This is a genomic window from Spirillospora sp. CA-142024 (genome assembly GCF_050942325.1).
Taxonomy (GTDB): domain Bacteria; phylum Actinomycetota; class Actinomycetes; order Streptosporangiales; family Streptosporangiaceae; genus Spirillospora.
The window spans coordinates 2,981,428-3,000,367 of sequence record NZ_CP192077.1; the positions used below are offsets into that span (position 1 = coordinate 2,981,428).

Here is an 18,940-nt window from a genome sequence, read left to right on the forward strand (position 1 = left end):
CCTCCGTCGGGGTCGGGCGCGTGCGTCTCGGTGGCGTGCGGTTCACGGTCGCGGTCTCAGGATTCGAACAGGCGCAGGTCGGCGCTCAGGTGGAGCTCGGCGTAGAGGTCGAGCATGGGTGCGGACGCCGCGGGGAGCTCCGCCCAGGGACGTCCCGCATACGTCGCCGCTTCGGCCGCGACCGCGTCCACCCGGCAGGCCAGCGAGTCGAGGGCCCGGTTGACGGCAAGCGGGTCGAGGCCGAGCAGCCGGACGGCGGCGGACGCGGCGCCGGTCACCGTCCCGTACGCGGTCACGGCGGCGGCCTGTTCCGGCGTTCCGTCCATGGCCGCCGTGGCGGCGCCGAGGACGAGGGGGTGGTGCGGCCCCCCGGACAGGGCGCCGAGGACGTCGAGAGCGGGATGCGGCCAGGTCGTCCGCGCGACCCGCAGCAGGGACCGGCCCTGGGCGCGGGACGCGCGGCGCTGTGCGGGGGAGGGCGCCCGGGCATCGGTCTCGGCGTCCAGGAGATGCCAGGACGCCTCGTCTTCCGGGCCGGACTCCGCGGCGTGGCGGCAGGCGGCCGCCGACAGGGCCGCGGCGACGAGACCCGCCGTCGCGAGGCGCCCGCGAAGGAAGTCGGCCATGGACGCGACGTCCCGGACCGTCCCCGCCGCGACCGCCGGTTCGAGCCCGCCGGAGTGCGCGTGCCCGCCGGCCGGCAGGCGCGAGTCGGCGAGCAGCAGCAGCCGTGCGGGCAGCCCGGTCATCAGAAGAGGAAATAGCGCTGCGCCATCGGCAGCTCCGTGGCCGGGGCGGGCTCGACCTCGTCACCGTCGATCGACACCGTGAACGTGTCCGGGTCGACCTCGATCCTGGGCATCGCGTCGTTCAGCCGCATGTCGGCCTTGGCCACCAGCCGGGTGTCCTTGACCGGGACGAGCCTCCGCCGGACGGACGGGAGCCTGCCGGCGAGCCCGTCGTCCAGCGCGGCGGGAGACACGAAATGCACGGACGTGCCCGCCGCGACGCCCGGAGCGGCCCCGAACATCGGGCGCGGCAGGATCGGCTGCGGCGTCGGGATCGAGGCGTTCGCGTCCCCCATCGCCGCCCACGCGATCACCCCGCCCTTCAGGACGGCGTGGGGCCGCACCCCGAAGAACGCCGGGTCCCACAGGACGAGGTCGGCGAGCTTGCCGGGCTCGACCGAGCCGATCTCGGCGTCCAGGCCGTGCGCGATCGCCGGGTTGATCGTGTACTTGGCCACGTACCGGCGGGCCCGCAGGTTGTCGGCCGGGCCCTCCAGCGCGCCGCGCCGGCGCCGCATCGCGTGCGCGGTCTGCCAGGTGCGGATCACGGTCTCGCCGATCCGCCCCATCGCCTGCGAGTCCGACCCGATCATCGCGATCGCGCCGAGGTCGTGCAGGACGTCCTCCGCCGCCATCGTCGTCGGCCGGATCCGGGACTCGGCGAACGCCAGGTCCTCGGGCACCGACGGGTTGAGGTGGTGGCACACCATCAGCATGTCGAGGTGCTCGTCGAGCGTGTTGACCGTGTGCGGGCGCGTCGGGTTCGTCGAGGACGGCAGGACGTTCGGGTGGGACGCGACGGTGATGATGTCGGGCGCGTGCCCGCCGCCCGCGCCCTCGGTGTGGTAGGCGTGGATCGACCGTCCGCCGATGGCCGCCAGGGTGGACTCCACGTATCCGGCCTCGTTGAGCGTGTCGGTGTGCAGCGCGACCTGGACGCCCGACTCGTCCGCGACGCGCAGGCAGGCGTCGATCGCGGCCGGGGTCGAGCCCCAGTCCTCATGCAGCTTGAAGCCGGACGCCCCGGCGCGCAGCTGCTCCCACATGGCCTCTTCGGAGACGGTGTTGCCCTTGCCGAGCAGCGCCACGTTGACCGGCCACCCGTCCAGCGCCTCCAGCATGCGGTGCAGGTACCAGACGCCGGTCACGGTGGTGGCCTTGGTGCCCTCCGCGGGCCCCGTCCCCCCGCCGATGAGCGTGGTGACTCCGGAGCCGAGCGCCTCCTCCAGCAACTGCGGGCAGATCAGGTGGACGTGCGAGTCCACCGCCCCGGCGGTGAGGATCTTCCCGTTTCCGGCCAGCACCTCGGTGGTCGGGCCGATGACGAGGTCCGGATGGACGCCGTCCATCGTGTCGGGGTTTCCGGCCTTGCCCAGCGCGACGATCCGTCCGTCCCGGACGCCTACGTCGGCCTTGACGACGCCCCAGTGGTCCAGGACGACCGCGCCGGTGATGACAAGGTCGAGCGCGCCGTCCGCGCGGGTGGTGCGCGCCTGGCCCATCGACTCGCGGATCACCTTGCCACCGCCGAACACGACCTCGTCGCCCGCACCCGCCGGTCCGCGGCTGCGGTCCTCGGTCACCTCGACGAACAGGTCGGTGTCGGCGAGCCTGATGCGGTCCCCGGCAGTGGGGCCGTACAGGGCCGCGTAGCGCGCGCGGGAGAGGACGGGCGGAGAGGGTTCAGTCATCGAGCGGCCCCGCCTTCTCCTTGCGCAGTCCGGGGACGTCCCGCCGCCCCGCCAGCGGGACGAGGCCGACCTCGTGGGTCATGCCGGGCTCGAACCGGACGGCCGTCCCGGCGGCCACGTCCAGCCGGTGGCCCCACGCCGCGTCCCGGTCGAACGACAGCGCCGGGTTCGCCACGGCGAAGTGGTAGTGCGACCCCACCTGCACGGGACGGTCGCCCGTGTTGACCACGGTGACGATGACGCGGGGGCGGCCGGGGTTGAGCTCCACGGCCCCCTCCCCGTGGACGATCTCGCCCGGGACGACGGCTTCGCCGCTCATGGGACGGGCCGGTGGACGGTGACGAGCTTGGTGCCGTCGGGGAACGTCGCCTCGATCTGGACGGAGTCGAGCATCTCCGGGATGCCGTCCATGACGTCCTCGCGGGTGAGGACGGTCCGGCCGGACTCCATGAGCTCGGCCACCGTCCGTCCGTCCCGGGCGCCCTCCAGGACGTGGACGGCGATGATCGCGGTCGCCTCGGGATGGTTGAGCCGCAGCCCGCGCGCCCGCCGGTCCCGCGCGACCTGCGCCGCGACGTGGATGAGCAGGCGTTCCTGCTCGTGTGGAGTGATCAGCACACCTCAGGACGCTAACCCCCCGCCGAACCGTGATGACCGGCCGGGTTGTGCTTTTAACAGCAATTTCACATCCGGCCGCCGCCGAAACATTTCCGTCACGTGGGGCGCGAACCCCGGCGACCGGGCGGCGGGTCGACGACCGGCCGATCGGTGGCATCAGGCCGGCCGCGGCATGGTTCCCCGTCGGTGCCTGTGAGGCTTCCGAAACCGGTTGATCACCGGACGAGCCGGTCGGCAACACGTCTCTTATAGATCGCGGCGTCCCTCGAAATGGAACGGTCCCAGACTGCCCGGACGACGAGATCTTGGAGGTGCTCCTTGGCGACTTCGGCTGAGCCGGCGAGTGTCAGCAGACGTGGCTTCCTCACCCGGGTCGGGGCCACCGGCGGGGCGGGCGCCATGTTCGCCACCATGGGCGCGCTGGGCCTCGCCCCGAGCGCGGAGGCGCGCACCCGCGTCGCCTTCCAGCCCCCGCAGGAATCGGACTTCCGATTGCGCGGCCGTGCGGCCGCGAAGATCGTGGTGCTCGGCGCCGGCGTCGCCGGGCTGGCCACGGCGTACGAACTGGGCAAGGCCGGCTACCGGGTCACCGTGCTGGAGGCGCAGGACCGGGTGGGGGGCCGCAACCGCACGCTGCGCGGCGGCGACCGCCTCACCGAGACGGGCGGCGAGACCCAGCGGGTCGGGTTCGGTGACGGCACCTACATGAACGCGGGCCCGGCGCGCATCGCGCAGTGGATGACGACGATGGACTACTGCCGGGAACTGGGCGTCCCGCTGGAGGTCTTCACCAACGCGAACGCCCAGGCATATCTCTTCAACGAGTCGGCCGGGATGAAGTCCCCTGTGCGGTGGCGCACCGCGAAGGCCGACGTCTACGGGTACATCTCCGAACTGCTCGCCAAGGCGACCGACCAGGGCGCACTCAACGAGCGCCTCACCTCGACCGACAAGGAGAAGTTGCTGTCGTTCCTGTCGGGTTTCGGCGCCATCGGGGCCAAGACCGACGGGTACGCGTACAAGGGCAGCGACCGGCGCGGCTTCAGCGTCGACCCGGGGGCGGCCGACGTGGAGGGGACGATCCTCGGGCCCCCGCCCTCCCTGTCGGACGTCCTGACCAGCGACGTCGGCCGCTACTTCTCCTTCGAGTTCGGTTACAGCCAGGCGATGCTGATGTTCCAGCCCGTGGGCGGCATGGACGCCATCCCGCGCGCGCTGGCCAAGGCCGTCGGGCAGGACCGGATCCGCACCGGCGCCAAGGTCACGAAGATCACGAACCTCGCCGAGGGCGTGCGGATCCAGTACGAGGCGGACGGACGCACCCGGCTGCTGGAGGCGGACTACTGCATCGCCGCCCTGCCGCCGCAGGTCCTCGCGAAGATCCCGCACAACCTGGGCGCCGCGGTTCAGTCCGCCCTGGGAACGCCCGTCCCGGTCTCCACAGGCAAGATCGGGTTGGAGTACCGGAACCGCTGGTGGGAGACCGAGGAGAAGATCTACGGCGGCATCACGAACACCGATCTGGACATCTCCACCATCTGGTACCCCTCGTACAACTACCACGGCCGCTCCGGCCTGCTCGTCGGCTACTACAACTTCGGCGCGCAGGCCGACACCTACGCGAAGCTGGGGCACGCCGGACGGCTCGCCCGCGCCCTCGACCAGGGGGCGAAGATCCATGGCGACCGATACCGCCAGGGCATCGCCGCGTCCGCGTCCATCGCCTGGATCCGGCAGCCGCACATCGAGGGCGGCTGGGTGAGCTGGCCGTCCCGGGGCCCCGAGTACAAGCTCCTCAACCAGCCGCAGGGGAACGTCTACTACGCCGGTGACTGGCTCAGCTATGAGATCGCCTGGCAGCACGGCTCTTTCGAGTCCGCGCGCAAGGTCGTGACCGAGCTCCACCAGCGCGTCCTGAAGGGATGACCGTGCTTCCACGCAGGATTCTCGTCGGCGGGTTCGTCACCGCCGTGCTCGTCGGGGTCGCCGGGGTCGCGTCCGCCGCGCCCGAAGGCCCCGAGAAGCCGCCCCGTCCCAACGAGGTGCGTCCCGCGCTCCCCGCCGGGCAGAACAACCCGGCCATCGCGGGCGGCGTCGCCGTCGGAGGACGCGTCGCCACCTACACCGCGAGCGGCCTCGGCCCGAAGGAGGTCAACGCCTCCGCCCCGGCGGGCAGCCCCGAGCGCTACAGCGAGTACACGACGCCGCCGCCCGGCGTCACCATCACCGAGGCCCAGTCGCTGAACGTCCTCAAGCAGATCACCGACAATCTCAAGGTCCAGGGCCTCACGCTCCGGGACGTGATCTCCATGCGGGCCTACCTCGCCAACGCCCCCGGCGCCGACACGGCGGACTTCGCCGGATGGAACCGCGCCTACCGGCAGTACTTCGCCAACACCGACCTGTCCACCGGCGCGCCCGTGAACGTCCCGCTCGGCACCGCGCCGCCCGCCCCTCCCTTGTACGTCAACCCCGCCCGGCCGTCACGGGTCACTCTGGAGATCGAGAACCTCCCCGTGCCAGGCTGGCTCGTCGAGGTGGAGGTCGTGGCCGCGTTCCGGTAGCGCGGCCCGTCCGTCCACGGTCCGGGAGCGTCCGGCGGCCTCACCGCCGGGCGCTCCCGTCCAACGAAGGAGGAGCTCCCTTGTCCGACTCCCCGTCCCCCGTCTCCCGCCGCGACTTCCTGCACCGCACCGGGGCGGGCGCCGTCCTGCTCGCGGGCGGCGTCCTCGCGGGCGGCACCGCCGCCGCCGCGCCCGCACGCGGGACCACGGTGCCCGCCCGGCGGATCGCCGCGCCCGACCTCGACCCGCTCGCCCTGCTCAAGAAGATGCTGTCGTTCGACACCCAGAACTTCGGCGAGGGCGGCGTCACCCGCCCGCACGCCGAGATGCTCAAGGCGGTGTGGGAGTCGGCGGGCGTCTCCGCCGAGATCGTCCCCACGCCCAAGGCGGACAACGTCCACCTCATCGCCCGGATCAAGGGCACCACCGCGGCGCCGCCGCTGCTCCTGCTCGGCCACTCCGACGTCGTGCCGGTGGAACGCGCCAAGTGGTCGGTCGACCCGTTCGCCGGGGTCGTCAAGGACGGCGAGATCTACGGCCGCGGCGCCCTCGACATGAAGGGGGCCAACGCCGCGTTCGTCACCGCGCTCCTGCGCCACCTCAAAGAGGGCGGACGGTTCGACCGGGACATCATCGTCCTCACCGACTGCGACGAGGAGGCCGGGCAGTACGGCTCCCGCTGGCTCGCCGAGAACCACTGGGACAAGATCGACGCGGGCATGGTGCTCACCGAGGGCGGCTGGTTCCTCGCCCAGAAGGACCGGACGACCCCGATGCTCATCACGGTGACCCGCCAGGACAAGGTCTACTTCAACCTCGACCTCGTCGCCGACGGCACCGCCACCCACTCGTCCAAGCCCAACCCCGACTCCGCCATCGCCAAGCTGTCGCGCGCGATCGCCGAGCTCGACGGCTGGCTGGCCCCGGTCACCCTGACCCCGGTCACCCGCGAGTACTTCTCCGCTCTGGCCAAGGCCACCGAGGACCGTCCGTTCGAACACGCCATCGAACTGCTCCTCAACGCGAAATCCCAAGAGGCCCGCGAACGGGCCGCGGCGGTCGTCGTCCGGCGCAGCTCGTATCCCTGGCTCCACCGCGCCCTGCTGCGCACCACCCATGCCTTCGTGATCGAGAACGCGGGCTACAAGGAGAACGTCATCCCCTCGACGGCCACCGCCCGCGTCAACTGCCGCGGGGTTCCGGGAGGCCAGCGCCCGCGCGACTTCCTCGCGAAGGTCAGAGAGCTGCTCGCCGACCGGGACGTGCAGGTCAAGCTGGTCGGCGCGGCGGGCGAGACCGAGGAGGACGCGTTGAAACGCCTCGACGACACCTTCGCGAAACCACCGTCCAGCATCGACTCCCCGCTGTTCACCGCGATCAAGGACGCCGCTGGGAAGACCTACCCCGAGGCGGTCTTCGCCCCCGCGCTGTTCGAGGCCGGGACGAGCCTGTACCCGTGGACGTCCCGCGGCGTGCCCGGCTACGGCGTCTACCCCTACGTCCTGGACAACGACCAGCTGATCGGCATGCACGGCAACGACGAGCGCATCTCGGTCGCCGCCCTCGGCCAGGGCACGGAGTTCATGTACCGGCTCTTCGACCGGTTCAGGGTCCGCTGACGGTTCAGGGTCCGTTGACAGAGCGCCCGATCGAGGGGTAATACGCGACGGGGCGGTCCCGGCGGACGAGCCTGTACGTTCGCCGGGACCGCGTCACCAACGAGTCCGGGATCGCCGGCATCGTGCCGGCGCCGTCCGGCACCGATGCCACTTGCGGTGTGATGCGCCGGATGTCGTGGGGCCGCCGTAGACTCCTTGGTCGTGGCAGGCCGGATTCGCAATGAGGACATCGCACTCGTTCGGGAGCGCTCGTCCATCGCCGACGTCATCGGCGAGTACCTGCAGCTGCGCAGTGCGGGCGGCGGGAACCTCAAGGGCCTCTGCCCGTTCCATGACGAGAAGTCGCCGTCGTTCAACGTGACGCCCTCGCGCGGGCTGTACTTCTGCTTCGGCTGCGAGGCGGGCGGCGACGTCATCAAGTTCGTCCAGGAGATCGAGCACCTGTCGTTCGGGGAGTCGGTGGAGCGGCTCGCGGCCCAGGCCGGGATCCAGCTGCGCTACGAGGAGGGCGGCGGGCGCGGCCCCCGGCAGGACGGCGGGCAGCGCGCCCGGCTCGTCGAGGCGCACAGGGCCGCCGCCGAGTACTACACCGAGCGGCTGGCCTCCCCGGAGGGCATGATCGGCCGGACGTTCCTGTCCGAGCGCGGCTTCGAGCAGGCCGACGCGGAGCACTTCGGCGTCGGGTTCGCGCCCCGGGAGTGGGAGGGCCTCGTCCGGCACCTGCGCGGCCGCGGCTTCGCCGACCGCGACATCATCGCCGGCGGCCTCGCCAAGGAGGGGCGGCGCGGCCCGATGGACCGGTTCCGCGGCAGGCTGATGTGGCCGATCCGCGACCTGTCCGGCGACGTGATCGGGTTCGGCGCGCGCCGGCTCTACGAGGACGACGACGGCCCCAAGTACCTGAACACCCCCGAGTCGCCGCTCTTCCACAAGGGCTCGGTCCTGTACGGGGCCGACCTCGCGAAGAAGGAGATCGCGCGGCGGCGGCAGGCCGTGGTCGTCGAGGGCTACACCGACGTGATGGCCTGCCATCTGGCGGGCGTCCCGACGGCGATCGCCACCTGCGGGACGGCCTTCGGCGACGACCACATCAAGGTCCTGCGCCGGCTGCTGATGGACCAGGACGAGTTCCGCGGCGAGGTGATCTTCACCTTCGACGGCGACGCGGCCGGGCGGAAGGCGGCGCTGCGCGCGTTCGACGACGAGCAGAAGTTCGTCTCGCAGACGTTCGTGGCCGTCCAGCCGGACGGGCTCGACCCGTGCGACCTGCGGATCCGGCACGGCGACGCGGCGGTGCGCGACCTCGTGGCGTCCCGGCTGCCGCTGTTCGAGTTCGCGGTGCGCAGCGCGATCGAGCAGCACGACCTCGACACGGTCGAGGGACGGCTCGGCGCGCTGGACGCGGCGGCCCCCGTCGTCGCCGCGATCAAGGACCGCTCCCGGCGGCACATGTACGCGGTCAACCTGGACCGCTGGCTCGGCATCATGGACGAGCAGTTCGTGCTGCGCCGCGTCCGGGAGCTGGCCGCCCGCAGGCAGGGCCGCCCCCAGGCCGGAAACGGCCGCGGGCAGAACGGCCGCGGGCCGGACCCGCGGGGCCAGTCCGCGCACGGCCGTCCCGCCGCCGGGCACGCGCAGAACGGGCGGGGCGAGAACGGAGACGGCGGCGAGCCGCGGCGGCCGGCCTTCGACCCGGCCGATCCCGAGGTCCAGCGCGAGCGTGAGCTGCTGAAACTGGCCGTCCAGCGGCCGGCGCTGCTCGGGCCGGCGTTCGAGGAGGTCCCGGCGGAGGCGTTCATCGCGCCGCCGCACGCGGCGGTGCGCGCGGTGATCGGCGAGGCGGGCGGTGTGACGGCGGCGGGGAACGTCCAGGAGTGGATTTCGCTCCTGCTGGAGCGGGCGCCGAACGACCAGGTCAGGGACATGATCACCAAGCTCGGGGTGGAACCGGTCCGGTCCGCCCAGGAATCGGACGACCGTTATGCCGCGGAACTGCTGGCCCGGATACAGGAACGCCAGCTCACCCGGATGATCGCCGACGCGAAATCTAAACTCGGGCGGCTGAATCCGGTCGGGGCGCAGGAGGAGTACCACCGGCTCTTCGGCGATCTTGTCGCGCTTGAGCAGCAGAGACGGGTGTTGCGGGAGAGAGGGCTTGGATCACAGTAGGTCAACGGACCGCAAAAATAGGTCCTGTGATCTAGGCCCCGTTTGACGCAGACTGTCTGCGTGGGCCCTTCGGTGCTGCCAAGCGAGGCGCCATCGGTTGATCAGGTGGCGGACCTCGTCGCACGTGGCAGAGAACGCGGCGGTGTGACCGTCGAGGACGTCGCTGCCGCGCTCGATCGCTCGGACTTGCCGGACGACTCCCTGGAGCGGGTCGTCCGGATGCTCGCAGAGCAGGGGGTGGATGTCCTCGAGTCTCAGCAGGAGACCGAGGACGTCACGCGAGCGGATGAGGGAGACCTCGGCAAGCGGGCGCCGACGAGCGACCTGGTTCGGATCTACCTGAGAGAGATCGGTCGCGTACCGCTGCTCACGGCAGAAGATGAAGTAGAACTCGCGAAATCGATCGAGGCGGGACTGTTCGCCGAGGAGAAGATGGCGCGCACCGCCGTCCTCGCCCGCGGCGAGCTGATCGACCTCGAACTGCTCTCCCGCGACGGTACGCGGGCGAAGCAACGCCTGATCGAGGCCAACCTGCGGCTGGTGGTCTCGATCGCCAAACGCTACGTCGGCCGGGGAATGCTCTTCCTCGACCTGATCCAGGAGGGAAATCTCGGACTCATCCGTGCGGTCGAGAAGTTCGACTACACCAAGGGGTTCAAGTTCTCGACCTACGCCACCTGGTGGATCCGGCAGGCGATCACCCGGGCCATCGCCGACCAGGCCCGGACGATCCGCATCCCGGTGCACATGGTGGAGACGATCAACAAGCTGGTCCGGGTGCAGCGGCAGATGCACCAGGATCTCGGCCGGGAGCCCAGCCCGGAGGAGATCGGGCTGGAGATGGGGCTGTCGCCCGTCCGGGTGGTGGAGATCCAGCGGATCGCGCAGGAGCCGGTGTCGCTGCAGTCTCCGATCGGCGAGGAGGACTCCGACCTCGGCGACTTCATCGAGGACGCGGACGCCGTGGTGCCGATCGAGGCCGCGGCGTTCATCCTTCTGCAGGACCAGCTGGAGGACATCCTCGGCACCCTGTCGGACCGGGAGCAGCGCATCATCCAGCTGCGCTTCGGCCTGACCGACGGGCATCCGCGCACCCTGGAGGAGGTCGGGCGGGAGTTCGGCGTGACGAGGGAGCGGATCCGCCAGATCGAGTCCAAGACGCTGGCGAAACTGCGCCACCCGTCCCGGGCGCAGGTGCTCCGCGAGTATCTTGATTGACGGTTGACCGTGAAAAGCCCGGTGACCTGGTGTTATGCCGGTCACCGGGCTTTCGCTTGCCTTGCACAACGGTACAGTCAAGAATATCGGCCATGGATTCGACAACCCTCCTGGCCCTGCTGGACTCCTGGCTGTTGCACCTGGCGGCCGAGCGCAAGAGCCCCCGCACCCTGAAGGTCTACGGCGACGGCGTCCGCGCCTTCGGCCGCTGGGCGGACGCCAACGACCGGGCGCCGCTCCTCGACCGGCCGACCGTGAACGCGTTCGTCGCCGGCCTCGTCGACGCCGGGGCGGAGAGCGCGACGGTGAAGTCCCGACAGGCCGCCGTCCGCCGGTTCTCCCGCTGGCTGGCCGAGGAGGACGAGATCGACGTCGACCAGCTGGTCGGGCTGAAGCCCCCGAAGCTGGACGTGAAGGTCGTCCCCGAGCTGTCGGAGGACGAGCTGCGCGCGCTGCTGAAGGCGTGCCAGGGCAAGAGCCTGCGGGACCGCCGCGACGAGGCGCTCGTCCGGCTCATGACGGAGACGACCGCGCGGGCCGGTGAGGTCGTCGACATGCAGGTCGGTGACGTCGATCTAAAGGAGGGTACGGCGGTCGTCCGCCGCGGCAAGGGAGGGAAGGGCCGCCGGGTGCCGTTCGGTCCGCAGACCGGCCGCGCCCTCGACCGCTACCTACGCGCGCGGCGCTCCCACCGCCTCGCAGACACGCCCGCGCTGTGGCTGGGGGAGTCGGGGCGCGGATTCGGCTACGACGGGCTGTACCGGGCGCTGACGGGCCGGGCGCAGGCGGCGGGCCTGCCGGACGGGTTCTCGCCGCACTGGCTGCGCCACACCGGCGCGGGCCGGTGGCTGGCCGCGGGCGGCAGCGAGCAGGGGCTCATGGCCGTGGCGGGGTGGTCGTCGAGGGAGATGATCGACCGGTACACGCGGGCGACGTCGGAGCGGCGGGCGGCCGAGGAGGCGCGCAGGCTCGGACTCGGGGACCTGTGACCCCGTCACTGTGATCTCCCTCACAGCGGAGTTACGCCGTTGTTATTTGACATCGAGAGACCGAACGGTATTCGGCGTTTCGCTACGGAGCGTCGTTAGAGGGTCGGCGCAGGTCAGAACCGCGTCGTCGCAGGTCACGGCGAAACTTTCCATGATCACGACGATGTCTGAATTAGGCGTTCCGTTCCCTGATGTCCAGTTCGGGACTCGGGTGTGTTCACGTTGAGCGTGGGGCGTACCGGGCGTATACATGGATCGGCAGCTTCCCCAGCCGAACCGGAGGGTCCGACCGGTGGAAGCTGCCTTCCCATATAAGCCCAGCTCACGCTAGGCGCGGGGACTCGCTGGCAGGCGAGAAACCGCGCGCACAACGTATGACATGCCCGTATGCAGCGCAAGCTACATGCGACGTGATGAGCCTCATTTAGGGCTCTCTTAACGATGTGCAGCCTGGCGTGGGCTGGCCGATCGGAAGGATTCCGATGGCCGACGCGCCGAAGAGCCGCCAGCACCAGAAGGCCGCGCTCACCCTGTGGGCCTACTGCCCCGACCGCTCCGCCCAGACTGCCGCCGCCCGCGCGAACGGGCCCGGCTCCCTGGACTACTGGGCGAAGAAGGTCGACCCCGAAGGCGTCATGAGCGACGCGGACCGGGAGAAGGCCGCCGCGAACGCGAAGCGCCTGTTCTACATCGAGCTGACAGAGAAGCGGCTCGCCGCCAAGCGCGCTCGTCTCGCCGTCCAGACGGGGGGCGAGTGATGCCGGACATGAAGAAAGCCCGCCCTGCGCAGGGCGGGCCTACCTCAGACAACCCACGTAGCAGCATAACGGCCCTCTCTCTGCTTAACGAGCAGTTGATCGCCATGAACGTGTTCCGGTACGTCGCCGGGCAGCTCGTCGACATCGCGGTCGACCGGCTGGACCTCCTGCGGGCGGAACCGGACGTCGTCAAGGTCACGCTGAACGCGCTCCGAACCGACATGGTCGACGCGGTCGACCGGGCCGTCAGCGAGGTGCTCAACCCATGAACCTCGCAGAGCAGGCCGCCAAGCTCGCCGCCCGCGGGTTCGCCGTCTTCCCATGCCGTCCGGGCGACAAGCGCCCCGCCGTCAACGAGTGGGAGCAGCGCGCCATCGCCGACCCCGAGCGGGTCGCGCGGTACTGGCCGAGCCCGCGGCACAACATCGGCATCGCGTGCGGGCCGTCCGGGCTCGTCGTCATCGACCTGGACATGCCCAAGGACGGCAAGGAGATGCCGCCCGAGTGGGCCGACAAGGACGGCGTCAACGACGGCGCCGACGTCTTCGCCTACCTGTCGGAGAAGGCGGGCGTGCTGGAGTGGCCGACGACCTACACGGCCATGACGCCGAGCAGGGGGACGCACTTCTACTACCGGGCCATCGAGGGACGGGAGATCCGCAACTCGGCCGGGAAGATCGGCCCGATGGTCGACGTCCGGGCGGCCGGCGGATACGTCGTCGCCGCCGGATCGGTCACCCCCGCCGGGACCTACATCGACTTCGGTCCGGCTGAGGTCGAGCCGCTCCCGCAATGGCTCGCCGAGCGCGCCGACCCGCCACCGCCACCCAAGCCGCAGTACGTCGCCCAGGAGTTCACCGGAGAGGCGGGCAGGGCTACGCGGATGCTCGGCCTGGTCAGGGAGGTGGTGAACGCCCCGGCCAGCCAGGGGAACTCACTCCTGCACTGGGCGTCCTGCCGTGCCGGGGAGATGGTCGCCGCCGGGGAGATCGACCAGGCCAAGGCTGAGGAGATCCTCCTCGATGCCGCCATGCACGGAGGGCGCCGCACGGAGAAAGAGGCGCGCGCAACCATCACGTCAGGAATCAGGGGTGCACGGTGAGTGTCGAAGAGGACATCCTCAACTCCCACGGGGTCTACGTCGAGGACGACCAGCTGAAGCCCCCGCAGGGCGTCGGGCACTGGCCGGAACTGCCGGAAGCCGCACTGCACGGGCTCGCCGGTGACATCGTGCGGACGGTCCTGCCGCACACCGAGGCGGACCCTGCCGCACTGCTGCTGTCGGTCCTCGCCGGCACCGCGGCGATGGTCGGCGACAAGCCGCACATCTGGGTGGGCGGCGTGAAGCACGGCGCGCGCGTCTGGCCGCTGGTCATCGGCCGGACGGCCGGGGGGATGAAGGGCACGAGCTGGGCGGAGATCAAGCACATCCTCCGCCAGGTGGACCCGATGTTCTTCCACGACCACGTCAAGGGCGGCCTGTCCTCGGCTGAGGGCCTACTTTCGGCCGTGCGGGACGAGTCGGGCGACCCTGAGGACGAGAAGCATTACGACCCCGGGGTGACCGACAAGCGGCTGCTCATCGTGGAGACGGAGTTCGCGTCCGTCCTCGCCCAGGGCAAGCGGGACGGCAACACCCTGCTGCCGACCATCCGGGCCGCATGGGACGGGGGCACCCTGTCGAACCTCACCGTGAACCCGCGGATCGCCACCGACCCCCACATCGTCATCATCGGGCACATCACCCCGACCGAGCTGCGCTCGAAGCTGGCGGACACCGAGCGGGCGGGCGGCACGGCGAACCGGTTCCTGCCGGTCCTGTCGAGGCGGTCCAAGCTTCTCCCGTCCGGGGGGAACCTCGACCACCGGGACGTCGAGCGGCTCGCCCAGAGGGTCGCCAAGGCGGTCGCATGGGGGCGCGACGTCGGGGCCATGCGCCGCAACGCGGCGGCGGAGGAGTACTGGGACGCGCTCTATCGCAGGCTCGCCGCCGAGGAGGACGGCATCGGGGAACACCCGGTGGGGGAGATCATCGCCCGGGGGCGACCGCAACTGCTGCGCCTCAGCGTGATGTACGCCCTGCTCGATGAGAGCGCCGTCATCGACGTCAAGCACATCAGGGCCGCGGAGGCGGTTTGGAGCTACGTCGTGGACAGCGCATGGCACGTCTTCGCCGAGAACCCCGACCTGAACCGGCTCAAGCTGTTCGTGATGAACGCCGGGCCGGACGGAGTGTCGCGGTCGGTGATCTCCACGAAGTGCTTCAAGGGGAAGCGGAAGGCCGACCAGCTCGACGAACTGCTCGACGAGCTGGTCAAGTCCGACGCCTTCGAGGCCGTCACCCGGGACACCCCGGGGCGGAAGGCCACCGTCTACAGGGCGAAAAAAGCGAAGTAGCGAAAGAAGGTCGTCTTCGCAGGTCAGACGCTTCGCCATCCTCCCCCCTTCTTTCGCCCCGGCGAAAGAAGGGGGCGGGCCCCCGGGGACCTTCTTTCGCCGGGGCGAAGAAAGGGGGGTCAAGAACCCGCAGGTCAGATGCTTCTTTCGCTATTTCGCTTCTTTCGCCAAGGGAGACCGCAGTGACTCAGCAAGACAACCCCGAGCCCGTCGTCCGCACCGTGGAAGCCGGTGGCCATCAGCACGAGGTCATGTCGCTGGCCGACTTCGCCACCTTCATCGGTCAGGACCCCGACGCCGTCCGCGCCGAGTACGACCTGCAGCAGGCCATGAACCCCGGCGCCCCGTTCCGGATGCCGCACGCGTGGCTGCAGGAGGCCCGCCGCCGCGCCAAGGCGACCGCCGCGCGGCTCGGCACCTACGACGCCGCCGCCCACATCGCCGACGCCTTCCCCGGCCGCCGGCTCGTCGAGGAGGAGACCCCGTGACCCCCGTCATGCTCGCCCTGCTTGGCGGCTACGTGATCGGGTCGTCGGTCACGCTCGTCGCCGTCCGCTGGACTCGCTACTTCACCGGCCGGTAGGAGGGAACACGGAAGGGGGTCCGGACCAGTCCGGACCCCCTTCGTCATGCCCGGGCTACTTCTTGCCCTTCTTCTTCAGATGGCCCTCGACGGCCTCGTTGACGACGTCGCTCGCCGTCTTCTTCTCCTCCTTGGCCAGGTCCTTGACGGCCTGCCAGCGGCCATCAGGCATGCGCACCGACCGGACGGGCTTCTCGGCCATCGTCGCTCCCCTCTCGTCCGACCAAGCGTAATACGAAAACCCACATCTACCGGGGAAACTCTGGTTGCAGACGACCCGAATCAAGGGTTACCGTAATACGAAAGTTCAGGATGACCTGGACATAAGGCGGCCCCGGACGCGGTGATGGAAGCACCGGCCGGGGCCTGGACGGAAAGGGACTCCGCCGTGAGTACAGAGCCTACCCACCCCGGCCCGTACGAGACCGAGCAGCAGGCGGCCGAGATGACCCGGGACGCCTACGGGCACCCGGACTTCCCCGGCCACATGAAGGCCTACAACCGGGCCCGCCTCACCCAGGCGTGCGAGTCCGCCGGCGTCGAGCTGGGCGCGTACGACCTCCGCATCCTGGAGTGGCTCAGCGTCTGGGAGCCCGAGGTGATCGCGGTCGTCGCCGGGATGATCGTCCGCGCGTCGTGCACGACCGTCGGGAAGTCTGCGACGTGGCCGGACGGCGAACCCGAGGCCGTCCGCGACCTCGCCGACCGCGAGGAGACCGGGCGATGACCGACGCCGAGCGCATCGCCCTCCTGGAGGCGCGCGTCGAGCAGCTCCAGCGGCAACTCGGCGACGTCCTCCAGCTCCAGCTCCAGCTCGGCGAGGAGATGAACGACGCCCTGCGGGTGATCCTCGACGAGCGGCGGCCCGCGCCGCGCCGGGAGCGGCACCTACGCGCCGTCCAGTAGCCGAACTGTTCACGGCCGTGAACAGTTGCGCCCCCGTCCACGCGGCGGGGGCGCTGGCGTGTCTGCGTCGCGACCAGCACGACGCAGGCCTGCACGAGTTGGGGCGGTCTCAACTCGTGCAGGCCGGTTCCGCCCACCCCGAAACCGGTTTCGAGTCCGGTTTACCGTGTGACCTGCGATGTTTCGAGGTTTCGGGGGGTGCGCAGAATGTGCGCCCCCCGCCCTCTGGCGGCCGGACGGACACCCGCAGGGCGAAACCATCCGCCTGCCGGATCGAACCACCGGGCAGTGCCTGGCGGAGGTACCAGGCAGAGCCTGTCAACTGGGGTTGTCGCTTGCGGCCGGCTTCACGAACGTCCCGCGGCCGGGCGACGTCACGACGAGCCCCTCGTCCCGCAGCGCGTCGACCGCCTTCTTCGTCGTCTTCGCATTCAGCCCGAACTCCTCGACGAGCGCCACCAACGACGGCAGGCGCGTGCCCGGCCCGTACTCGCCCGACCGGATCCGCCCGCGCAGGATCTCGGCGAGCTGCAGCCACGGCGCGGTCACGTCGTCGGGGTTGATCGTCATGGTCGGGACGCTAGGTGACCAGGGGAAACCCTTCCAAGATACGGTGTGCCATGGTGTTCCAGGGTATTCCGGAGTACCGTTGCCGTCACGTTCAGCGATGGGAAGGGACCCCATGGATGAGCCACGGCATGCGCTCGAAGCAGAGCGCCAGATACCCGGGTACAACGTCTACGAACTCGACGGCCGATGGCGTGCCGTCCACAAGCGCGACCGGTCGCTGATCCTCGAACACCACGACTGGCGAGAGTTGGCCTGGTCATGCGTGGGTGCGCGCATCTCGGCCGACCTGCGGGAGGCAGCCGAGGAACTGGCCATCCGGATGGCCGAGCCCGGCCGCGAGTGGCGCACCAACGGCCCCGGGTCGGGCATCAATGTCTAGGCGGGAGCGCCGCGCGGCGAACCTCGCCGAGCCGGGCCTGGCCGAAGCGCTCGCAGCGTTCAACGCGATGCTCGACGAGGTCGTCCCCGAGTCCCAGCTGTGCACGCGCGTAGCGGACGAGGACAAGATCGCCGCGTTCGGCGACATCATCGAGCGCGCGGCCGAGCGCGCCAAGCGGCAGACGTAGACCCCGAGACACCGAGACCCCGGACCCAAGCGCGGGTGTCCGGGGTCTCGGCCTATCCAGCGACCGCCAGGGGTGCTCGCCCAATGAGCACCCCTATCCGGCGACCGCCCGTAGCTCCCGCTCGATCCGCCCGTCCCGCAGGTCGACCGGCCGCCACACCGCCCAGTCCGCCCCCGCCGCCTGCAGCACGTTCCGCCACCGCCGCTGCTCCGGCGACAACTGCCCCGTCTCCGACTTCAGCTCGCGGAAGATCAGCCCGCCCGTCCCGCAGATCGTCCAGTCCGGGTACCCGGGGCCGGCCGACTTCCGGGAGTCGTGCGCGTGAAACCCGTGCAGGCCGAGCCACTTCAGCAGGTCCCGGACCGCGCGCTCAAGCTCGGCCTCACTCATGTCAGGAACGAGGCGGCGGCCGACGCCGCGGCGACGAGGATCGCCAACGAGGGGAGCGGCCACCGCGCCCGTTCCAGCGCGCGGAGACGCTGCTCATGGTCGGCGGTCACCCGGTCGTGCTGCGCGATCAGCACGTCGAGCTTGGTCTCTATCCTCGTCAGCCGGTCGGTGGCCGTCGGCTCGCTCATGGTCTCTCCCTCGCGCGCACGCGCGTGATAGGTCATGTCCCGGCGTCGGGCAAGTTGCTGGCCCCAAGTTGGGCCGCCGGGTGAAAGGTCCTGCTCAGAACGGTGAAAGCCGGACCGGTTATCCCCACCAAGCGGACTTGCGCTTGCGGGGCGGACGGTTCTTGGTGTCCTTCTCCTCGACGGCCGGGGCCTCCTGCGGGGCGCCCTCGTCGAGAACCTCGCCGGCGGGCGGGTCGGGAAGGTCTGCGGGAGCGGCAGGGGTACCCACATCCTGGGGACCCTCGGCAGGGGTGTCCGTGTCCGTGGACGCCCCTGGTGCCGGCGCGGTCCGGACTTCGGCGATAGCGGCCTTCAGCTCGTCCCTCAGCGACTCCAGGTCGGCCCGGGTCACCGCGGCTTCCGTGACGGCCACCTCGGCGGCCTGCTGCGCGTTGACGGCGGCGGTGGTGGCTTCCTGCGTCACGGCGTCCCCCTGCTGCGCGTTCTGTTCGAGCTGGGTCTTCAGCGCGTCGATCTCGCTGCGCAGCTCGTCGTGGCTGTGCTGTCCCTCGGTCACTTCGCCGCTCCCTTGGCGTAGGGGTTGTAAGCAATCTGTCCGGTGCGCTTGTACTCGGCGGCGATGTGCGCGCGGGCCCTGGCCTTGTCGATCGCACGGAAACGCACCTGGTAGCCCTCGGCGGTCGACTCGATGTCCGCCTTCATCGAGTAGCCGAGGAACTTCGCGCACCGGTACAGCGACCTTTTGATCTCCAGGGCGCGGTCGTGGGTCTCGCACCCGCCGTAGATCAGTTCCGCGTAATGGCCGGTCACGGGGTCCATGCCGCGTGCGACGGACGCCTGAATGTGGTCATCGGTGAGCGGGTGCTTCCTCGGCCGTAGCGGTGAACCCGGTCCCTTTGGCATAGCCCCTCCTATCTGGAAAGCCT

Annotated in this window: 25 protein-coding genes; 15 read left to right on the plus strand and 10 right to left on the minus strand. The window is 70.5% G+C overall.

Translation table 11 applies throughout. The annotated features are described in order from the left end of the window. Positions 1 to 56: 56 nt before the first annotated feature. Genes ACQPZP_RS14430 through ACQPZP_RS14445 form a run of 4 tightly spaced genes read right to left on the minus strand, consistent with a single transcriptional unit; the run spans position 57 to position 3,097 of the window. Entirely contained in the window at positions 57 to 749 is a 693-nt protein-coding gene (locus tag ACQPZP_RS14430) for an urease accessory protein UreF (RefSeq protein ID WP_433478116.1), read from the minus strand. After that, positions 749 to 2,479 (minus strand): urease subunit alpha, encoded by a 1,731-nt coding sequence (locus ACQPZP_RS14435; protein ID WP_433478117.1) that lies wholly within the window; start codon positions 2,477 to 2,479, stop codon positions 749 to 751. Before ACQPZP_RS14435 ends, ACQPZP_RS14430 begins: the two co-directional genes overlap by 1 nt. Then, positions 2,472 to 2,798 carry an urease subunit beta gene (locus tag ACQPZP_RS14440; RefSeq protein WP_433468282.1) on the minus strand — a complete coding sequence of 109 codons (327 nt, stop codon included), beginning with the start codon at positions 2,796 to 2,798 and terminating at the stop codon, positions 2,472 to 2,474. Before ACQPZP_RS14440 ends, ACQPZP_RS14435 begins: the two co-directional genes overlap by 8 nt. Continuing rightward, positions 2,795 to 3,097 (minus strand): urease subunit gamma, encoded by a 303-nt coding sequence (locus ACQPZP_RS14445; protein ID WP_433468283.1) that lies wholly within the window; start codon positions 3,095 to 3,097, stop codon positions 2,795 to 2,797. Before ACQPZP_RS14445 ends, ACQPZP_RS14440 begins: the two co-directional genes overlap by 4 nt. A gap of 318 nt (positions 3,098 to 3,415) precedes the next feature. Between ACQPZP_RS14445 and ACQPZP_RS14450 the strand changes: the two genes are divergently transcribed. The 11 genes from ACQPZP_RS14450 (at position 3,416) to ACQPZP_RS14500 (ending at position 15,299) form a co-directional block, all read left to right on the plus strand. Then, the gene (locus tag ACQPZP_RS14450) at positions 3,416 to 5,023 is read left to right on the plus strand and encodes an FAD-dependent oxidoreductase (RefSeq protein WP_433478118.1); all 1,608 of its coding nucleotides are present in this window, start codon (positions 3,416 to 3,418) and stop codon (positions 5,021 to 5,023) included. Further along, positions 5,020 to 5,661, plus strand: coding sequence for a Rid family hydrolase (locus ACQPZP_RS14455; protein WP_433478119.1), 642 nt, complete (start codon positions 5,020 to 5,022; stop codon positions 5,659 to 5,661). Before ACQPZP_RS14450 ends, ACQPZP_RS14455 begins: the two co-directional genes overlap by 4 nt. Positions 5,662 to 5,741: 80 nt before the next feature. Continuing rightward, positions 5,742 to 7,280 carry a M20/M25/M40 family metallo-hydrolase gene (locus ACQPZP_RS14460; protein ID WP_433478120.1) on the plus strand — a complete coding sequence of 513 codons (1,539 nt, stop codon included), beginning with the start codon at positions 5,742 to 5,744 and terminating at the stop codon, positions 7,278 to 7,280. A gap of 201 nt (positions 7,281 to 7,481) precedes the next feature. Beyond that, positions 7,482 to 9,449, plus strand: a complete 1,968-nt coding sequence (dnaG, locus tag ACQPZP_RS14465; protein WP_433478121.1) for a DNA primase — start codon at positions 7,482 to 7,484, stop codon at positions 9,447 to 9,449. Positions 9,450 to 9,521: 72 nt separating this feature from the next. Beyond that, the gene (gene rpoD, locus ACQPZP_RS14470) at positions 9,522 to 10,667 is read left to right on the plus strand and encodes an RNA polymerase sigma factor RpoD (RefSeq protein ID WP_433479611.1); all 1,146 of its coding nucleotides are present in this window, start codon (positions 9,522 to 9,524) and stop codon (positions 10,665 to 10,667) included. Between the two features lie 92 nt (positions 10,668 to 10,759). Then, the gene (locus tag ACQPZP_RS14475; protein WP_433478122.1) at positions 10,760 to 11,656 is read left to right on the plus strand and encodes a tyrosine-type recombinase/integrase; all 897 of its coding nucleotides are present in this window, start codon (positions 10,760 to 10,762) and stop codon (positions 11,654 to 11,656) included. Between the two features lie 482 nt (positions 11,657 to 12,138). Next, positions 12,139 to 12,414 (plus strand): hypothetical protein, encoded by a 276-nt coding sequence (locus tag ACQPZP_RS14480; RefSeq protein ID WP_433478123.1) that lies wholly within the window; start codon positions 12,139 to 12,141, stop codon positions 12,412 to 12,414. Positions 12,415 to 12,518: 104 nt separating this feature from the next. After that, entirely contained in the window at positions 12,519 to 12,683 is a 165-nt protein-coding gene (locus ACQPZP_RS14485; protein WP_433478124.1) for a hypothetical protein, read from the plus strand. After that, positions 12,680 to 13,516 carry a bifunctional DNA primase/polymerase gene (locus ACQPZP_RS14490; protein WP_433478125.1) on the plus strand — a complete coding sequence of 279 codons (837 nt, stop codon included), beginning with the start codon at positions 12,680 to 12,682 and terminating at the stop codon, positions 13,514 to 13,516. Before ACQPZP_RS14485 ends, ACQPZP_RS14490 begins: the two co-directional genes overlap by 4 nt. Beyond that, positions 13,513 to 14,811: a hypothetical protein gene (locus ACQPZP_RS14495; RefSeq protein WP_433478126.1), complete on the plus strand. Its 1,299-nt coding sequence runs from the start codon at positions 13,513 to 13,515 to the stop codon at positions 14,809 to 14,811. Before ACQPZP_RS14490 ends, ACQPZP_RS14495 begins: the two co-directional genes overlap by 4 nt. Before the next feature lie 182 nt (positions 14,812 to 14,993). Then, positions 14,994 to 15,299 (plus strand): hypothetical protein, encoded by a 306-nt coding sequence (locus ACQPZP_RS14500; RefSeq protein WP_433478127.1) that lies wholly within the window; start codon positions 14,994 to 14,996, stop codon positions 15,297 to 15,299. 150 nt (positions 15,300 to 15,449) lie between these two features. Here the strand turns inward: ACQPZP_RS14500 and ACQPZP_RS14505 are convergent, their stop codons facing one another. Next, complete coding sequence (locus tag ACQPZP_RS14505) at positions 15,450 to 15,596, minus strand: hypothetical protein (protein ID WP_433478128.1); 147 nt, start codon at positions 15,594 to 15,596, stop codon at positions 15,450 to 15,452. A gap of 186 nt (positions 15,597 to 15,782) precedes the next feature. Here ACQPZP_RS14505 and ACQPZP_RS14510 point away from each other — a divergent pair, with 186 nt between their 5' ends. Together ACQPZP_RS14510 and ACQPZP_RS14515 are read left to right on the plus strand one after the other, a co-directional pair. Further along, positions 15,783 to 16,121 carry a hypothetical protein gene (locus ACQPZP_RS14510; protein ID WP_433478129.1) on the plus strand — a complete coding sequence of 113 codons (339 nt, stop codon included), beginning with the start codon at positions 15,783 to 15,785 and terminating at the stop codon, positions 16,119 to 16,121. Further along, entirely contained in the window at positions 16,118 to 16,300 is a 183-nt protein-coding gene (locus ACQPZP_RS14515; protein WP_433478130.1) for a hypothetical protein, read from the plus strand. The genes ACQPZP_RS14510 and ACQPZP_RS14515 overlap by 4 nt, the downstream gene beginning before the upstream one ends. Positions 16,301 to 16,618: 318 nt before the next feature. Here ACQPZP_RS14515 and ACQPZP_RS14520 read toward each other — a convergent pair whose 3' ends face one another. Then, positions 16,619 to 16,870, minus strand: a complete 252-nt coding sequence (locus ACQPZP_RS14520; RefSeq protein ID WP_433478131.1) for a GntR family transcriptional regulator — start codon at positions 16,868 to 16,870, stop codon at positions 16,619 to 16,621. 112 nt (positions 16,871 to 16,982) lie between these two features. Between ACQPZP_RS14520 and ACQPZP_RS14525 the strand changes: the two genes are divergently transcribed. Continuing rightward, positions 16,983 to 17,249, plus strand: coding sequence for a hypothetical protein (locus tag ACQPZP_RS14525; RefSeq protein ID WP_433478132.1), 267 nt, complete (start codon positions 16,983 to 16,985; stop codon positions 17,247 to 17,249). Beyond that, complete coding sequence (locus tag ACQPZP_RS14530) at positions 17,242 to 17,436, plus strand: hypothetical protein (protein WP_433478133.1); 195 nt, start codon at positions 17,242 to 17,244, stop codon at positions 17,434 to 17,436. The genes ACQPZP_RS14525 and ACQPZP_RS14530 overlap by 8 nt, the downstream gene beginning before the upstream one ends. Before the next feature lie 93 nt (positions 17,437 to 17,529). Here ACQPZP_RS14530 and ACQPZP_RS14535 read toward each other — a convergent pair whose 3' ends face one another. The 4 genes from ACQPZP_RS14535 to ACQPZP_RS14550 form a co-directional block, all read right to left on the minus strand. Further along, complete coding sequence (locus ACQPZP_RS14535; protein ID WP_433478134.1) at positions 17,530 to 17,826, minus strand: hypothetical protein; 297 nt, start codon at positions 17,824 to 17,826, stop codon at positions 17,530 to 17,532. Beyond that, positions 17,823 to 18,014, minus strand: coding sequence for a hypothetical protein (locus tag ACQPZP_RS14540; RefSeq protein ID WP_433478135.1), 192 nt, complete (start codon positions 18,012 to 18,014; stop codon positions 17,823 to 17,825). The genes ACQPZP_RS14535 and ACQPZP_RS14540 overlap by 4 nt, the downstream gene beginning before the upstream one ends. 118 nt (positions 18,015 to 18,132) lie before the next feature. Beyond that, entirely contained in the window at positions 18,133 to 18,570 is a 438-nt protein-coding gene (locus ACQPZP_RS14545; RefSeq protein ID WP_433478136.1) for a hypothetical protein, read from the minus strand. After that, entirely contained in the window at positions 18,567 to 18,917 is a 351-nt protein-coding gene (locus tag ACQPZP_RS14550) for a hypothetical protein (protein ID WP_433478137.1), read from the minus strand. Before ACQPZP_RS14550 ends, ACQPZP_RS14545 begins: the two co-directional genes overlap by 4 nt. Positions 18,918 to 18,940 lie beyond the last annotated feature (23 nt).

Coding starts and splice junctions, on each gene's coding strand:
- ACQPZP_RS14435 (WP_433478117.1), bottom strand. CDS start 2,479: ATGACTGAACCCTCTCCGCCCGTCCTCTCCCGCGCGCGCTACGCGGCC.
- ACQPZP_RS14475 (WP_433478122.1), top strand. CDS start 10,760: ATGGATTCGACAACCCTCCTGGCCCTGCTGGACTCCTGGCTGTTGCAC.
- ACQPZP_RS14525 (WP_433478132.1), top strand. CDS start 16,983: ATGGATGAGCCACGGCATGCGCTCGAAGCAGAGCGCCAGATACCCGGG.
- ACQPZP_RS14490 (WP_433478125.1), top strand. CDS start 12,680: ATGAACCTCGCAGAGCAGGCCGCCAAGCTCGCCGCCCGCGGGTTCGCC.
- ACQPZP_RS14550 (WP_433478137.1), bottom strand. CDS start 18,917: ATGCCAAAGGGACCGGGTTCACCGCTACGGCCGAGGAAGCACCCGCTC.
- ACQPZP_RS14515 (WP_433478130.1), top strand. CDS start 16,118: ATGACCGACGCCGAGCGCATCGCCCTCCTGGAGGCGCGCGTCGAGCAG.
- ACQPZP_RS14480 (WP_433478123.1), top strand. CDS start 12,139: ATGGCCGACGCGCCGAAGAGCCGCCAGCACCAGAAGGCCGCGCTCACC.
- ACQPZP_RS14440 (WP_433468282.1), bottom strand. CDS start 2,798: ATGAGCGGCGAAGCCGTCGTCCCGGGCGAGATCGTCCACGGGGAGGGG.
- ACQPZP_RS14505 (WP_433478128.1), bottom strand. CDS start 15,596: ATGGCCGAGAAGCCCGTCCGGTCGGTGCGCATGCCTGATGGCCGCTGG.
- ACQPZP_RS14485 (WP_433478124.1), top strand. CDS start 12,519: ATGAACGTGTTCCGGTACGTCGCCGGGCAGCTCGTCGACATCGCGGTC.
- ACQPZP_RS14540 (WP_433478135.1), bottom strand. CDS start 18,014: ATGAGCGAGCCGACGGCCACCGACCGGCTGACGAGGATAGAGACCAAG.
- ACQPZP_RS14535 (WP_433478134.1), bottom strand. CDS start 17,826: ATGAGTGAGGCCGAGCTTGAGCGCGCGGTCCGGGACCTGCTGAAGTGG.
- ACQPZP_RS14430 (WP_433478116.1), bottom strand. CDS start 749: ATGACCGGGCTGCCCGCACGGCTGCTGCTGCTCGCCGACTCGCGCCTG.
- ACQPZP_RS14455 (WP_433478119.1), top strand. CDS start 5,020: ATGACCGTGCTTCCACGCAGGATTCTCGTCGGCGGGTTCGTCACCGCC.
- ACQPZP_RS14530 (WP_433478133.1), top strand. CDS start 17,242: ATGTCTAGGCGGGAGCGCCGCGCGGCGAACCTCGCCGAGCCGGGCCTG.
- ACQPZP_RS14520 (WP_433478131.1), bottom strand. CDS start 16,870: ATGACGATCAACCCCGACGACGTGACCGCGCCGTGGCTGCAGCTCGCC.